The organism is Albibacterium sp. (assembly GCF_035514885.1).
Taxonomy (GTDB): Bacteria; Bacteroidota; Bacteroidia; order Sphingobacteriales; family Sphingobacteriaceae; genus Albibacterium.
The window spans coordinates 391,708-405,871 of record NZ_DATJCH010000012.1 but is presented as its reverse complement, the minus strand read 5'-3'; the positions used below and the strand labels follow the sequence as shown (position 1 = coordinate 405,871).

The 14,164-nt window shown below is 35.1% G+C and carries 17 protein-coding genes; 8 read left to right on the top strand and 9 right to left on the bottom strand.

The features are described 5' to 3' along the window. Positions 1-27 precede the first annotated feature (27 nt). Positions 28-1,476: an ATP-dependent DNA helicase gene (locus VL047_RS05720; protein ID WP_325359137.1), complete on the bottom strand. Its 1,449-nt coding sequence runs from the start codon at positions 1,474-1,476 to the stop codon at positions 28-30. 29 nt (positions 1,477-1,505) lie between these two features. On the opposite strand from VL047_RS05720, the gene VL047_RS05715 reads away from it, so the two are divergent. From VL047_RS05715 to coaD, 3 genes are read left to right on the top strand one after another with little or no spacing between them, the layout of a single operon-like run. Next, positions 1,506-2,324 carry a DUF3822 family protein gene (locus tag VL047_RS05715; protein ID WP_325359136.1) on the top strand — a complete coding sequence of 273 codons (819 nt, stop codon included), beginning with the start codon at positions 1,506-1,508 and terminating at the stop codon, positions 2,322-2,324. Beyond that, positions 2,315-2,851, top strand: coding sequence for an RsmD family RNA methyltransferase (locus VL047_RS05710; RefSeq protein ID WP_325359135.1), 537 nt, complete (start codon positions 2,315-2,317; stop codon positions 2,849-2,851). Before VL047_RS05715 ends, VL047_RS05710 begins: the two co-directional genes overlap by 10 nt. Positions 2,852-2,854: 3 nt before the next feature. After that, a complete protein-coding gene (gene coaD / locus VL047_RS05705; RefSeq protein WP_325359134.1) occupies positions 2,855-3,328 on the top strand; it encodes a pantetheine-phosphate adenylyltransferase in 474 nt (157 codons plus the stop codon). Here coaD and VL047_RS05700 read toward each other — a convergent pair. Continuing rightward, the gene (locus VL047_RS05700; protein ID WP_325359133.1) at positions 3,325-3,909 is read right to left on the bottom strand and encodes an NUDIX hydrolase; all 585 of its coding nucleotides are present in this window, start codon (positions 3,907-3,909) and stop codon (positions 3,325-3,327) included. The genes coaD and VL047_RS05700 overlap by 4 nt on opposite strands. A gap of 22 nt (positions 3,910-3,931) precedes the next feature. On the opposite strand from VL047_RS05700, the gene pyrE reads away from it, so the two are divergent. Together pyrE and VL047_RS05690 are read left to right on the top strand one after the other, a co-directional pair. Beyond that, positions 3,932-4,594, top strand: a complete 663-nt coding sequence (pyrE, locus tag VL047_RS05695) for an orotate phosphoribosyltransferase (protein ID WP_325359132.1) — start codon at positions 3,932-3,934, stop codon at positions 4,592-4,594. Positions 4,595-4,658: 64 nt separating this feature from the next. Further along, positions 4,659-4,985, top strand: coding sequence for an SRPBCC family protein (locus VL047_RS05690; RefSeq protein ID WP_325359131.1), 327 nt, complete (start codon positions 4,659-4,661; stop codon positions 4,983-4,985). A gap of 14 nt (positions 4,986-4,999) precedes the next feature. Here VL047_RS05690 and VL047_RS05685 read toward each other — a convergent pair whose 3' ends face one another. From VL047_RS05685 to arfB, 6 genes are all read right to left on the bottom strand, one after another. Then, complete coding sequence (locus tag VL047_RS05685; RefSeq protein ID WP_325359130.1) at positions 5,000-5,599, bottom strand: Maf family protein; 600 nt, start codon at positions 5,597-5,599, stop codon at positions 5,000-5,002. 3 nt (positions 5,600-5,602) lie between these two features. After that, positions 5,603-6,124, bottom strand: a complete 522-nt coding sequence (locus VL047_RS05680) for an HAD-IIIA family hydrolase (protein ID WP_325359129.1) — start codon at positions 6,122-6,124, stop codon at positions 5,603-5,605. Positions 6,125-6,162: 38 nt separating this feature from the next. Further along, a complete protein-coding gene (locus VL047_RS05675) occupies positions 6,163-6,939 on the bottom strand; it encodes a Rossmann-like and DUF2520 domain-containing protein (RefSeq protein ID WP_325359128.1) in 777 nt (258 codons plus the stop codon). Positions 6,940-6,950: 11 nt separating this feature from the next. Continuing rightward, positions 6,951-9,407, bottom strand: a complete 2,457-nt coding sequence (locus tag VL047_RS05670; RefSeq protein ID WP_325359127.1) for a heme lyase CcmF/NrfE family subunit — start codon at positions 9,405-9,407, stop codon at positions 6,951-6,953. 63 nt (positions 9,408-9,470) lie between these two features. After that, a complete protein-coding gene (locus tag VL047_RS05665) occupies positions 9,471-9,872 on the bottom strand; it encodes a cytochrome c maturation protein CcmE (protein ID WP_325359126.1) in 402 nt (133 codons plus the stop codon). 105 nt (positions 9,873-9,977) lie between these two features. Next, on the bottom strand, positions 9,978-10,385 hold the full coding sequence (gene arfB, locus VL047_RS05660; RefSeq protein ID WP_325359125.1) for an alternative ribosome rescue aminoacyl-tRNA hydrolase ArfB: 408 nt from the start codon (positions 10,383-10,385) through the stop codon (positions 9,978-9,980). A 50-nt stretch (positions 10,386-10,435) separates the two neighbouring features. Between arfB and cmk the strand changes: the two genes are divergently transcribed. Next, positions 10,436-11,122 carry a (d)CMP kinase gene (gene cmk, locus VL047_RS05655; protein WP_325359124.1) on the top strand — a complete coding sequence of 229 codons (687 nt, stop codon included), beginning with the start codon at positions 10,436-10,438 and terminating at the stop codon, positions 11,120-11,122. Positions 11,123-11,232: 110 nt separating this feature from the next. Beyond that, positions 11,233-13,164 carry a 30S ribosomal protein S1 gene (rpsA, locus tag VL047_RS05650; RefSeq protein ID WP_325359123.1) on the top strand — a complete coding sequence of 644 codons (1,932 nt, stop codon included), beginning with the start codon at positions 11,233-11,235 and terminating at the stop codon, positions 13,162-13,164. 83 nt (positions 13,165-13,247) lie between these two features. On the opposite strand, the gene VL047_RS05645 is transcribed toward rpsA, so the two are convergent. Continuing rightward, entirely contained in the window at positions 13,248-13,538 is a 291-nt protein-coding gene (locus VL047_RS05645) for a DUF2892 domain-containing protein (protein WP_325359122.1), read from the bottom strand. A 134-nt stretch (positions 13,539-13,672) separates the two neighbouring features. Between VL047_RS05645 and VL047_RS05640 the strand changes: the two genes are divergently transcribed. Then, positions 13,673-14,152, top strand: coding sequence for a hypothetical protein (locus tag VL047_RS05640; protein WP_325359121.1), 480 nt, complete (start codon positions 13,673-13,675; stop codon positions 14,150-14,152). The last annotated feature ends 12 nt before the right edge of the window (positions 14,153-14,164 follow it).

Here is a 14,164-nt window from a genome sequence, read left to right as displayed (position 1 = left end):
GACAATATGGTTGATTAAGACAATTTATTACATTTCAACAAAAAAGGCATCTCCGAAATTTAAAAGAAATAACTCTTTAGTTGCACGTGTGCAGGCTGTATATAACCAACGCATGAATTCAGTATTCAGCATTTCTTCTGTAAGAAAGCCCTGGTCTATAAATACAGCTTCCCACTGCCCCCCTTGCGCTTTATGGCAAGTAACTGCCATTGCAAATTTTATTTGCAGTGCATTATAGTACGGATCCTGCTTTAATGCCTGAATCCTATCTCTTTTTGTCGGCAGGTGCATATAATCCTCCATGATTGCTTCAAACAATCTCTGTTGATCTGCTGCAGGAAGATTTGGACTATCTGCATAGAGTGTTTCCAGCAGAACGCGGCAGCTTAATGCCTCACTATCTGAATCTACAAATTCTAGACTTACATCTGCAAAATGAAATCCAAATTGGGTATGAATATTACTTACTCTTGTTACTTTGGCCATATCGCCATTAGCAATAAAGCTTTGGCTTTGATTATCATCAACCCAGAAATAGTTATTCCGAACAACCATAATATAATCTCCACCGGTTAATTCCTCCTCGCGATAAAGTATCCTATTTCGAATATTAAGATTATACAGGTTAGCATTCTTGTTCGACCGGCAGATAACCAGTGTATTTTCCAGACCATATTTATTGTAGGCATATTCCAGACCTTCAATTAATCGCTCTCCGGTCATCCTATAGATGTCTTTAAATGGCTTTACATAGAACTGAGGATATGGATATGTTTTTTGCTCATTCGAATTATTAAGTATCAGGTTACGGATCATCGTCGCATTATAGAGAATGCCGGAAGCTTTCTCTTGCCTTACAACCTCTGTTAATTCAATTTCAAACACATTTAGGCTAAATAATGCCTTTAAAGTTTTTGACGACAATGCAGGGCTCTCTAATAAGCCTACAGGAGGAAGCTGGGCTGTATCACCTACCAATATTAGTCTACAGTTCTCTCCATTATAAACGTACTCTATTAAGTCCTCCAATAAGCTTTGTCGAGAAAAGCCAGTCCGCTCATTAGAAATCATGGAAGCCTCATCTACAATAAACATGGTATCTGTATGTTTATTTTCTGATAAGGCAAAATCCATATCAGGCGTACCTGCTACTTTTTTCCGATAGATCTTTTTATGAATTGTTAATGCGTTTTTATTGGAATAAGAGGTGATTACCTTAGCAGCACGCCCAGTTGGTGCTAAAAGAACAAAGCGCATCTTTATTTGAGGCAATGCTTTTACGAGCGCGCTTATAATGCTAGTTTTCCCTGTTCCGGCATAACCTTTTAATACAAAACAAGATAGGTTTTCAGGCGAATTTAAAAAGACTGCAAGGAGTTCAAATGCATCTTGTTGGTGCTTAGTGGGTTTATTTGGAAAGTATTGTTTAAAAAGTTCTGCTTTAATCACATCCAAAGTTATGAAAAGGTTTGCCAAATCGATTGTAAAAGCTATTTTTGTTAAGAATGGAAACTCAATCAGAATTATTAAAAGCAGAAGAAAAGTTTATTCAGGAAAATAGCTTGAATTGCAAATTGTTTATTCATCCAAAAGCAGACCTTTCACAGATTGCTATTATAGATGAACATAACAACATACGGTTAATACAGGAAAAACCCACGGAAGACTTTTTTAAAGGTAAAGCAGGAATTCTAAATCTACGCTTTCTTAAAACTTATTTAATAGTTGCTCCAGAATCGGTATCATTAATACCTCTGGATCTTTATGATGACGATGCTAATGTTCCTTTACAGTTATTGACTCTTCCTTACCAATTATTGGAAGAAGAAGCCATACTGCACCAGTTCAAGTCACTAATTGGTAAACAGGAATGTATCATAAGCTATTCACCTCGTAAAGATCAAAGGTTTTGGCTATCTATTCTAAGAGGTGTAGAATTAATCCCCACCACTAAAATAATGGTTAATTATTTAACCGATATGAAAGTGCAATATAAAACCGTTTTAGGGTTAAATTTCTTTGCTGATTTTTATGAAGTAGTTTTGATAGAAGACAATAAACTTAAATTCTATAGCCAGTTTAATTGTTCTACTGCAGATGAATTCAATTTCTTTTTATTAACACTGTTTGAGAAATTAGAGTTAACTCCAGCATTAACACAGTTCTACTTATGGGGAAACATTGTTGAAGGAGATGATTACTATCAACGTTTATCGAAATACAGTCACAATCTTTCGTTCCCTAGTCATGGAAATTTGAATTTAATTGGTCAAAAGGAGTATTCTAACCTCAACTTTCTAATTGGAGGCATCGGATGCGTATAATTTCTGGAGATTTAAGAGGTAGAAAAATTGATCCTCCAAAAGGATTGCCGGTCAGGCCAACAACTGATATGTCTAAAGAGGCATTATTTAATGTACTAAGTAATAGACTGAATTTTGAGGACATCAGGGTCTTAGATTTGTTTAGCGGAACAGGAAACATAACATTAGAGTTTGCCTCGAGAGGTGTTACAGATTTAGTCTCAGTAGATCAGAACTTTAAATGCTGTGCTTTTCTAAGTTCTATGGTAGATGAATTTAAATTACCGGGAGTGAAAGTTGTAAGGGATAGAGTATTTAAATTTATTGAGAGAACACATGAACCTTTTGATTTGATTTTTGCAGACCCACCGTATGACTTAGCTGAACTATCTGAAATACCTAATAGAATCTTTAATACTAAGCTTTTGAAAGCCAATGGATCATTGATACTTGAACATCCTAGCTATCAAAACTTCTCTAATCATGCAAACTTTACTGAGAAACGAAAATACGGACAAACCTCTTTTAGTTTTTTCACTCAAACCTAAGATATGAAAACAGCTGTCTTTCCAGGATCATTTGACCCGATAACAAATGCTCATATTGACATTATTCAGCGGGCAATGCCTTTATTTGACAAAATTCACATTGCTATTGGAGTGAACAGTGCAAAGCAACCCTTTATATCTTACGAGACAAGAAGACAGATTTTAGAGAGAATATTCCTGACTGAGAAGGATAAAATTATAATTGATAGTTACGAAGGACTAACTATCGATTATTGTAAAAAAGTACATGCTAATTTTATTCTACGAGGCATGAGGAGTGTTAGTGATTTTGAGTATGAACAACCTATATCTCAAAACAACCAACTTATAGACGATAAGGTGCAAACTATATTTTTAATAAGCAGTCCGGGCTTTTCACACATTAGCTCTACAATTGTAAGAGAGATTTATAGGAATGGAGGCAATTTAAGTAAACTGGTTCCAAAAGAGGTAATAGACCTTATGGCGAAAGTTTAACCTAAATCAGCGATTAGGGCTTTAATCAGCGGATATGTATTATCTCGAATTAATTGCAGATCCTTAACAGCTACCCATTTGGCTTCAGTAATATCTTCTTCAGCCTGTGGCACTAAATCTGGAACACTATTAATCTCCATTTCATACCAGTTTGTTTTTTTAAGGATAAATTCCCCCTTCAAAATATAAACATGGTAGGTCGACTGAATTTTCTTTCCTAAGAAGTCGATTTCGATGCTGCATTCTTCTGCCACTTCTCTGACTGCTGTCTCGCGCATTTTTTCACCCTCCTCAACTTTTCCTTTAGGTAAGTCCCATTTCCCTAACCTTTTAATAAACAAATAGTCAGAATTAGCATTTTTAACAAGTCCGCCGGCAGCCTTGATGACTCTAACGGCTTTTTTTATTTCCTTTAGGGCTGCTTTAGGATCATTTGTTCGAAGGATATAAGTCTGTTGTAGGTTATTTTCTACAATTTGTTGAAAAAGGTTTTTTATATCAAAATCTTGTATGTCAATATTTTGAGAGAAACTAAAAGATGTTTTGTGAAAATGAGTTAGAATCAAAGCTGATTCGTTCATATAAATTTTATAGATTTGCGGCATGGATCACATGAGTGAGATTGAACAAAAAATAGCAGAATTTCTATTGCAAATTAAAGCAATAAAACTAGAACCAAAAAATCCTTTTACGTGGGCTTCTGGCTTAAAGTCACCTATCTATTGCGATAACCGGATAACCTTATCCTATCCAACAATAAGAACGTACATTCGACAAAAGTTCTCGGAGGTTATTCATGAAGAATTTGGATCAATAGATATGATTTCAGGAGTTGCTACTGCCGGCATTCCTCAAGGAGTTTTAGTAGCACAAGACCTTGGTGTACCTTTCACCTATGTACGGTCGGATGCAAAAAGCCACGGCAGACAAAATCTTATTGAAGGTGAAGTTGTAGATGGACAACGTGTGGTTGTTATTGAAGACTTAATCTCAACAGGTAAAAGCAGCTTAAAAGCAGTACAGGCTTTACGAGATGTAGGTTGTAATGTAGTAGGATTGGTTTCGATATTTACCTATAGCTTACCCATTGCTGAAGAAAATTTTAAGGAAGCAAAATGCCGCTTAATCAGTCTTTCAAATTATGAGACTTTAATTAAATATGCATTTGACAATCAGTATATCAATGAATCAGATGTAGCTTTATTAGAAGAATGGCGATTGAATCCTGAAGATTGGAGCAATAATATAAGTGAATTAGAAATATGACATCTTTCGAAAGTAGGACAACACTAACTAAACCAATCGAAGAAGTGTATGCATTTCTTGAAAATTGCAACAATCACGAGAAGTTGCAACCGACAATGTTTATGACTGGAGCTCTACTAAGGACGAAGCTAATTTTACCATCAAGAATATGTCAAAACTGGCATTAAAGGTAAAAGCACGTAAAGAAAATTCAGAAATCCGATTTGTACCTGAGAGTGAAACTCCATTTGATATATCTTTAAACTGGATATTAGAGCCAAAAGATGGAAAAACTGAAGTTAAGCTGCAATTAAATGCTGAATTGAATATGATGATGAAGATGATGGCATCAGGTCCCTTACAAAAACTTATCGACTTTCAGACAAAGAGGTTAACCGAGCTTTTTTCTTAATTCTTAATTAGAAGCTAATTTTTACTTTGCATTAGAAAAGAGCCTATCTCATGATATAACCTGGCTGTTGGTAAGCCAACAACATTACTGTAAGATCCTTCTATTCCGGTAACACCAACCATTCCAATCCACTCTTGAATTCCATATGCGCCCGCTTTATCAAACGGCTTATATTCATTAATATAGTATTCTATTTCTGCGTTTGTTAATTCTTTGAAATGCACAGTCGTTTTTTCATAAAAGGAATAGATCTTCTGGTTATATAAAAGTGCAACCCCTGTAATTACTACATGAGCTTTACCAGACAGCTTATGTAGCATCTTTATAGCCTCAGTGTGATCCTTCGGTTTCCCAAAAATCTCATCTTCAATTGAAACAATGGTGTCTGCTGCAATCAATAACTCATCTTTTAAAGTTTCAAGAAATGAGTTGGCTTTTTTTTCTGCTATAAAAACAGCAACGGCTTCGGGGCGAAAGCTTTTAGGGTAAGATTCATCAATTTCTTTGGATTTAACCTCAAAAGGAATACCTAATTGTGTTAGAAGTTCTTTTCTTCGCGGGGAATTAGTAGCTAAAATAATCTTAGTATTCTGTATAATATCAAATAAATTCATTGCTTATATACTTTTAACTTTTGAATCAAGATTCCATTTATCCTGTAAGCGTAAAACCTTTTCAATGATATCGCGCACAGCCCCTTTTCCTCCCTTTTTTGACGAGATATAGTGGGAAATGGCTTTAATATCCTCTACAGCGTCGGCAGGACAACTAGCTAAGCCAACCATTTCCATCGCGTGTATGTCTGGTATATCGTCTCCCATATATAGTATATCTTCAGCTTGAATATTGTTCTGTTTCATCCATTGTTCGAGAACCAATGTTTTATTTGAGATATCAATGAATACATCTTTTATCCCTAAACCTTCAAGTCTGAATTTTACACCTAAAGACTTTCCACCGGTAATAACTGCAATAGGATAGCCTTGTTTCACTGCGAGCTGCAAAGCATAACCATCCTTTATATAAAAAGATCTAAGCTGTTCACCTTCTTCTGTAACCAAAACTTCTCCATTGGTAAGAACCCCGTCTATATCAAAGACGAAAGCTTTAACTCTCTTAAGTTGATCAAATAATATCATGATTACAAAATGAGGTCTTTTTAAGAAATATCCAAGAATTAGGAATTTTTTTTATTGAAGAGGGCGATAATTTGATCGCTTAATAAACGGTACACAGCCGAAAGCTGCGGTTCATTTTCTAACTGTTGTAGATGACTCTTTATAACATTTACATCATTCCGGGCAGCAGGTCCTGTTTGAGCTTCACTTGGCATAATCTCCTGAACTTTAAGAGCTGTCTCTAAAATCAACGGACGGATTAAATCAAAGTCTAAGCCATGATCTTTCAAAAGATTTTGAGAGATTGTATAAAAGTAATTTGTGAAATTACAAGCAAACACGGCTGCTATGTGTAATACTTTACGTTGGTCGGAACTACATTCTTGCACATTATCTGAGATGGATAAAGCTATAGATTTTATTGTAGATATAGATTCTGGTTCTGAGCCTTCTATTAGAACAGGGATTTCTTTAAAGTCAACATCCTTGCCCATTGAAAAGGTTTGAAAAGGATAAAACACGCCATAATGTAAAAACCTATTTGCAAAAACTTCGATTGAAGTGCTTCCCGAAGTATGCACTATTACTCCGTTGATAGGCTTCATTTTGGAAATTACGGAGGAAATAGCATCATCAGCAACCGATAATATATACAAATCGGCCGAATCTATCACTTGATCAATATCATTTGTAAATTCAGTATGGAGCTGTTTAGCCAAAGCTTTTGCATGCTCCAGTTTTCTGCTCCATACTTGTATGATATTATAACCCGCTTCCGAAAGAGATGTACCTAATAAGGTTGCCACATTTCCACTTCCAAGGATTACAATTTTCATCTAATGCTTTTTTACTCTTTTATTTCTTTATTTCTTCTGAATATGGAGAGAATAAAACCGATTGTCATAATGATTGTACCTGCCCAAAAGAAATTAATAAATGGAAATTCAATGGCTTTCATTACAATCCATTTCTTTTCTGCTGGTGGTTTTTGATATATCATCAATTCCAACTTATTAGCATCTGGAATAATTTTCGTAAATCTGAATTTTAAGCCTTCTTCATCCACATCCTTTTCAAAGTCATATGCCGAGTTTCCTTTTATCAGATATACAGGTTCTGCTGTATAAGTCTTATCATCCATGGCATGAACCTCTACTGTTAATCCAACAGCAATATCATTCTCTCCCACCGGGATATTCTGAATAGTGGCATTTCGGTTTACACCTTTAACAATTATAAAACCACTGCGATACCGAAGCGTATCACCTACACTTACTTCATAGGTCATAGGCTCTTCATAGTTCTCATACGCTGAATGTCCTTCATGATCGACATGTTCATCTTTATTTAGCAACGTCTCAATTTTTGGTGCAGCAGTTACAATGGTATAAATATCTCTATGTAAGTAATGTCTTGTACTTGGTGTGCCCACTAATCCCATTTTAGGGTTTTGTTGAGCTCGAGGAGTTAATTGGAAAGTTTCTTTAATATTTCCTTTCTCGTCCTTTCTGACATAGTTCACTTTATAGTATACATCTACTCCATCTATACTATCACCAACATAGGTAATCGTATAATCACCCATTTGAATAGGCTCATTTATATACATAAATAAGTTATCCCCTGGCGTTTCAACTGCGTCAAAACCTTCGACAGCAATTACTCCTGTACTATTTTTAGAAACTACATTTTCAGTAGAAGCTGCTACTAAAGCTCCGATTAAAAGTAAAGCAAAACCGATATGCGCAACAGCTGATCCAGCTAACTTCCACTTTCCTTTAAAAGCATCTCCAAGTACTTTTGCATTGGCCACAATGGAGAATACAGCTGCAAAGGTTAAGAGAATATACATGAAGTTTGTATAAACCTTTGTTATAAAAACCACCGCAATAGTTGCAATTATAGCGACTATTAAAGAACTCAATATATTTCTATAGAATTTATGGATATCAGTTCGACGGTATTTAAAGAATTGAGCAGTAGCTGATAAAATTGCAATCACAATCGCGAATGGAACTTGCCACTTATTATAATGAGCTATCGGATCGACAGGAGGTGCTACTTTAGTTCCAAAGATAGCATTGAATACAGGAATAGAAGTACTTGCAACGATTTGGATACAAGCTACTAAAAGCACCATTGATCCGATAAACATCCAAAACTCTCTTGAGTATGTCTCTTCATCCTTTTTAGTTATAGGTAACTCTTTCCAACGGCTCACAAGTGCCCAGATCATCAGACCTAAGAAGATGAAATTGAACAATACTAATTGCCAGAACATACCTAAATCCGTAAATGAGTGTACTGAGGTTTCACCTAGAATACCACTTCTTGTTAAGAAAGAGGCATAGATAACTAATACGAAACTAATCATTACCAGAAAGGCAGCTGTAAAATAAGAATGGCCTGAATTTTTATACGCTAAAAGAACGTGTACCGCTGCGATTAATGTAAACCAAGGAAGAATAGAAGCATTCTCCACAGGGTCCCAAGCCCAGAAACCACCGAAGTTTAATGCTTCATAAGCCCAGAAAGAGCCCATAATAATACCCACACCCAGAATCATCACTGCGAATAATGCCCATGGCATGGCAACCTTTACCCATTCATTATAACGTCTTTGCCACAACCCAGCAAATGCATACGCAAAAGGAACAATCATGGATGCGAAACCTAAGAATAAGGTTGGCGGATGAATTACCATCCAATAATTTTGAAGCAAAGGATTCAACCCTTCTCCATCTGCTATCATCGACAAATAATCTGGTCTCGAGAATATTGGAGCTTCCATTGCATTTCTTAAGAGAATGAATGGAGAGCTGCCTACTCGTTCTCCAAAAAACTCTACTCCTAATAGCATAGACGCTAATACAAGCTGACAAAGCATAACGGTTGTCATAACCGGACTTTCCCAAGTCTTTGCTCTAAACACCAACACAGCACCAAGTAATGCTTGCCAGAACATCCATAACCAAAAACTTCCTTCTTGTCCTTCCCAAAAACTCGCAATCATATAATGGGTAGGAAGAATGGTCGACGAATGTGCCCACGCATAGTTATATTCAAAAAGATGATTATAAATGATATAATACAAACTGGTACCAATACCAATAACAGCAATAAGGTTAATCCAAAAAGCTATCCTGGCAATTTTCATCCAAGAAAGAGCTGCAGGCTCGCCTTTAATTATAGTAGCGTAAAAATAACTTATAAATGACAGTAAAGCGGTTCCGAACGTCAATACAATAAAGAACTGACCCAACTGACCAGGCAAAAGGCTTTCACCTTGATAAATGATATCCATTAAATAATAATATAATTTTAAATCTGCAGGTTAGATGCAGATACTAAACCGATAATTTTAAACTTATGAAGTAGCGACTGCTTCTGTTACTTCGATTTGCTGATCGTTATACTTTGAAGGGCACTTCATTAAAATTTTACTGGCATGAAACTCCTCTCCTACCATTTTTCCTGTAAGAACTATTTGCTCTGAACGTTCAAAATCCTGAGGTTTAGATCCCTGAAAAACGACTTTACATTCTTTACCATGCTCATCAAGCATATAGAATGAGAAGTAATTGGCGTTTTGTGTTGGATTATATACCAATTCTTTTTCCTTATTCAATTGACCTACAACGTGCAATTCAGCTTCTGTTTCTTGGGCTTCATCAAACGAAGCGTAGGTACTTGAATCTCCGTAAATACTAATGATTATTGCGATAAAAACAGCAATTACTACTATTCCTAAGATCGAACTTTTTTTCATAGTTATCCGATAAATTGTTTAACTGCAAAAATACAAAACCAAAGTCAAAAGCACGAAGATTACAAACTTACGCTCATATTAAGAATTATTCTAAATAATTGAGTTTTAATCCCAGTTTATCTTCCTATTTATCTTTTTCAGAGCTTGATTTCTCTTCTTATCAAGCCTTGCCTGAACTGATTTCTTACTTGGCTTGGTAGCTTTTCTTGGTTTCCGAACAATCAAGGCTTGTTTTATAAGAAGAGCAAGTTTATCTAATGCTAATTCTTTATTATCTAATTGCGACCGGCTTTCCTGACAAATTATTTGAATGTAATTTTCAGATCGAGTTCGCGATTGTAACATTTTTGAAATCAATGATTTTTCCTCTTCAGAAAACAAAGATGCCTTCGATAGATCGAACAAAAGCTCAACCTTTGTTGAGACTTTATTTACATTCTGTCCACCACTTCCACCGCTTCTGGAAGTCTTAAAAGATATATAAGGTAATAGGTCCTCTTTTAAAAAGCTCATGTGATCAAAGTTAATATACATTTCTAGTAAAATACTATCTTTGTTTATCGATGGATAAAAGAAATATCATTATTGCCATAGACGGCTATTCTTCTTGTGGCAAAAGTACAGTTGCAAAGGCTTTGGCAAACCGGTTAAATTATATATATATAGATAGTGGAGCTATGTATAGGGCTTTGACCTTATATCTTATAGAAAACCATATTTCTATTAATGATATTGAAAAGATTAAATCTAACCTTTCTAAAATCGTAATAAAATTTGAACTGAAAGATCATAAAACAATCGTATTACTAAATGGCAAAGATGTAAGCTCTAAAATCAGAGAGATGAATGTTTCAGAGTTAGTAAGTGAAGTTAGTTCTATTAAAGAGGTTCGTAATGCACTGGTTGTACAACAACAAAAAATGGCAGAAGATCAGAATATAGTAATGGATGGGCGAGATATTGGCACAGTAGTTTTCCCTCATGCCCAAGTTAAAATATTCATGACAGCTAATCCCGAGATACGTGCTGCTCGTCGTTTCAAGGAATTACAACTTGCCGGTAAGAATGTAACCCTGGAAGAAGTCTTCGATAATCTGAAACGTCGCGATTATCAAGACACTACCCGTAAGGAGAGTCCTTTAATTAAATCGGAAGAAGCCATCGTACTAGATAATACCAACTTAGATCAAGAACAGCAATTAGACTTCGTAATTAATGAGGTTAAAAAAGTTCTGTCCTCTAAAAAATAAGATTTTCTCTTCAATTTATTTCAATAATATATTAAAATTTACTTTTTCAATAATTTATTTCCTACATTTGCAGTCCTGATCAAGGTCGGGAAAAGGAGATAAATTAATTAATGGCAAAAAAACAAGAAGCAGCAAAAGAACTAGAGGCTAAAAAAGCCGAACTTCAAGACACTGATTTAGAATCAGTAAAAGAAAAAGAGAACATCGAATCAGAAGCTGATTCATCGTTCATTGACGAAATCAAATCCAATACTTGGATTACCCCAGAAGGTGATTTTGACTGGGATCAAGACACCAAAGGTTTCGGGAACTACAATGACGCAGAACGCGAAAAATTAGAAGAGCAATATTCCGGCACTTTCAATTCAATCAATCAGGGAGAAATTGTTAAAGGAACTGTGGTTTCAATTAACAGCAAAGATGTAGTACTAAACGTTGGTTACAAATCAGACGGTTTTGTGTCTTTTACTGAATTCCGCGATTTACCAGATCTTAAAGTTGGTGATACGGTTGACGTATTTGTTGAAACTCAAGAAGATGAAAACGGACAATTAATACTGTCTCGTAAACGTGCGAAAACTCAACGCTCGTGGGAAGCTATTAATGAAGCTCTTGAGAATGACATTATTATTAAAGGCTTTGTAAAAAGTCGTACTAAAGGTGGTTTAATTGTTGATATCCAAGGTGTAGAAGCATTCTTACCAGGATCTCAAATTGATATTAAACCAATTCGCGATTACGATATTTATGTAGGTAAAACAATGGAATTCAAGGTTGTTAAAATCAATCATGAATTTAAAAATGTAGTTGTTTCTCATAAAGTCTTAATTGAAGACGATTTAGAAAATCAAAAAACAGAAATTGTTGCTAAACTAGAGAAAGGCCAAGTTCTTGAAGGAACTGTTAAGAATATCACTGATTTCGGTGTATTCATTGATTTAGGCGGAGTAGATGGTTTATTGCATATTACTGATATTTCATGGGGACGTATTGAACACCCAAAAGAAGTTTTATCATTAGATGAGAAAGTGAACGTTGTTGTTCTTGACTTTGATGATGAGAAAAAACGTATTGCTTTAGGTTTGAAACAATTAACACCACATCCTTGGGAATCTTTAGATACTTCTCTTGAAGTAGGTTCTAAAGTAAAAGGAAGAATTGTTACTGTAGCTGATTACGGTGCTTTCTTAGAAATTACTCCAGGTGTTGAAGGGTTAATTCACGTTTCAGAAATGTCTTGGTCACAAAATTTACGCAGTCCACAAGACTTCATAAAGACTGGTGATGAGATTGAAGCACAAATTTTAACTCTAGATCGCGAAGAGCGAAAAATGAGCTTAGGAATTAAACAATTAACTCCTGATCCATGGAAAGACATTGCTGAGCGTTACCCTATTGGTAGCAAGCATACTGCAACTGTTAAGAACATGACTAACTTTGGTGTCTTTGTTGAAATCGAAGAAGGAATTGACGGATTAATTCATATTTCTGATTTATCATGGTCTAAGAAAATCAATCATCCAAACGAATTTACGAAAGCAAATGAAGTAATCGATGTTGTTGTTCTTGAACTTGATGAGCAAAATCGTAAATTAAGCTTAGGTCATAAGCAATTAGAAGAAAACCCTTGGGATACCTTCGAAACTATTTTTACAGTTGATTCTATTCACGAAGGAACTGTATTAAAAGTTGGTGAAAAAGGTGCTATCGTAGCTTTAGCCTATGGTGTTGAAGGATTCAGTCCTAGCAAACACAGTGTTAAACAAGATGGTTCAGCTTTAAAAGCAGATGACACAGAACAATTTAAAATCATTGAATTCAATAAAGATGCAAAACGTATCGTAATCTCTCACTCACGTATTTGGGAAGATGAACGTGCTGAAGCTCGTGTTGAAGAGTTCAATGCTCGTAAGAAAGAAGCCAAAGCATCTTCAGGTGCTGTTAAAAAAGTAAAGGATTCAGTTGAAAAATCTACTTTAGGTGACTTAGATGTTCTTGCTAAATTGAAAAAACAAATGGAAGGCGATGAAAATGCCAAATAATCTCACGAGAACAGATTATTAACCATTGTAAATAAAGAGAGGCCGTTAGAAATAACGGCCTCTTTCTTTTATATTGATATTATCTACAGAGCTTCAACCAAATAGGTTGTTGTTTGCTCTTCTTTTCTTGGCAATATTTTATCTTTTATCTTACAGTAACCTGTAACGCCACGATATAACAAAGCACCACCCAAAGCGATTTCCCAAATAGAATTAGATGGTTTTGAAAAAATATCTTTCATCCCCTTCCATATTATAAAACTTCCGGTCCCTACTGATATTATTCTTTCAGACGTACTAATGTTTACATCATCTGTTGATTGTATTATTACATCAACTACTGAATCCAATATTTTATTTACATTGCTTTTCATAATAAATTTTATTGTGTTTCTTAAATTATAACGTTTACATTCAGAGGTTGTTTTATATAATCGCATCAATTCTTGAATTAAAATCCATGGACTGATTTTTGTGATATTAAATACATTAAATTTGATTCTCAAATATGAAAAACAGAACCCTCTTAATACTATTTATACTCCCTTTTCTAGGAGCATGTTTCAATGAATCAACAAAAATTGATGGAAAGGATACGACTTTTGTTACAAGTCAGGACTCCTCTTCAACCTCCACGCCTCTCTCCGAAATGTGTTTTCTCAAGTTAGACGGAACTCAAATGCAAGACTCAACCTATATCTATGTACGTCTAAAGGGAGACTCAATTAGTGGTGTATATAATTGGATTCCTGCTATGAAAGATGCAAGAAGAGGAATAATCAATGGAATAAAACGCGATGACACACTAAATGTTGTTTGGAGCTATATGCAAGAAGGAATTATAGATACGATTCATACACAATTTCTTCTAGATAGCAATAATTTAAAACAACAGGCATTTCTTACTCGTGAAGACGGTGGACAAGTTCGAGATCGGGACGCACCCTTTGATATTGTTTACAATTCAACCGGCTGTCCGATCTTTTAGTTCTATTATCAA

Excerpts from the sequence above, each read along its gene's own strand:
- VL047_RS05715 (WP_325359136.1), top strand. The coding sequence starts at position 1,506 with ATGGAAACTCAATCAGAATTATTAAAAGCAGAAGAAAAGTTTATTCAG.
- VL047_RS05710 (WP_325359135.1), top strand. The coding sequence starts at position 2,315 with ATGCGTATAATTTCTGGAGATTTAAGAGGTAGAAAAATTGATCCTCCA.
- coaD (WP_325359134.1), top strand. The coding sequence starts at position 2,855 with ATGAAAACAGCTGTCTTTCCAGGATCATTTGACCCGATAACAAATGCT.
- VL047_RS05700 (WP_325359133.1), bottom strand. The coding sequence starts at position 3,909 with ATGAACGAATCAGCTTTGATTCTAACTCATTTTCACAAAACATCTTTT.
- pyrE (WP_325359132.1), top strand. The coding sequence starts at position 3,932 with ATGGATCACATGAGTGAGATTGAACAAAAAATAGCAGAATTTCTATTG.
- VL047_RS05685 (WP_325359130.1), bottom strand. The coding sequence starts at position 5,599 with ATGAATTTATTTGATATTATACAGAATACTAAGATTATTTTAGCTACT.
- VL047_RS05680 (WP_325359129.1), bottom strand. The coding sequence starts at position 6,124 with ATGATATTATTTGATCAACTTAAGAGAGTTAAAGCTTTCGTCTTTGAT.
- VL047_RS05675 (WP_325359128.1), bottom strand. The coding sequence starts at position 6,939 with ATGAAAATTGTAATCCTTGGAAGTGGAAATGTGGCAACCTTATTAGGT.
- VL047_RS05670 (WP_325359127.1), bottom strand. The coding sequence starts at position 9,407 with ATGGATATCATTTATCAAGGTGAAAGCCTTTTGCCTGGTCAGTTGGGT.
- VL047_RS05665 (WP_325359126.1), bottom strand. The coding sequence starts at position 9,872 with ATGAAAAAAAGTTCGATCTTAGGAATAGTAGTAATTGCTGTTTTTATC.
- arfB (WP_325359125.1), bottom strand. The coding sequence starts at position 10,385 with ATGAGCTTTTTAAAAGAGGACCTATTACCTTATATATCTTTTAAGACT.
- cmk (WP_325359124.1), top strand. The coding sequence starts at position 10,436 with ATGGATAAAAGAAATATCATTATTGCCATAGACGGCTATTCTTCTTGT.
- rpsA (WP_325359123.1), top strand. The coding sequence starts at position 11,233 with ATGGCAAAAAAACAAGAAGCAGCAAAAGAACTAGAGGCTAAAAAAGCC.
- VL047_RS05645 (WP_325359122.1), bottom strand. The coding sequence starts at position 13,538 with ATGAAAAGCAATGTAAATAAAATATTGGATTCAGTAGTTGATGTAATA.
- VL047_RS05640 (WP_325359121.1), top strand. The coding sequence starts at position 13,673 with ATGAAAAACAGAACCCTCTTAATACTATTTATACTCCCTTTTCTAGGA.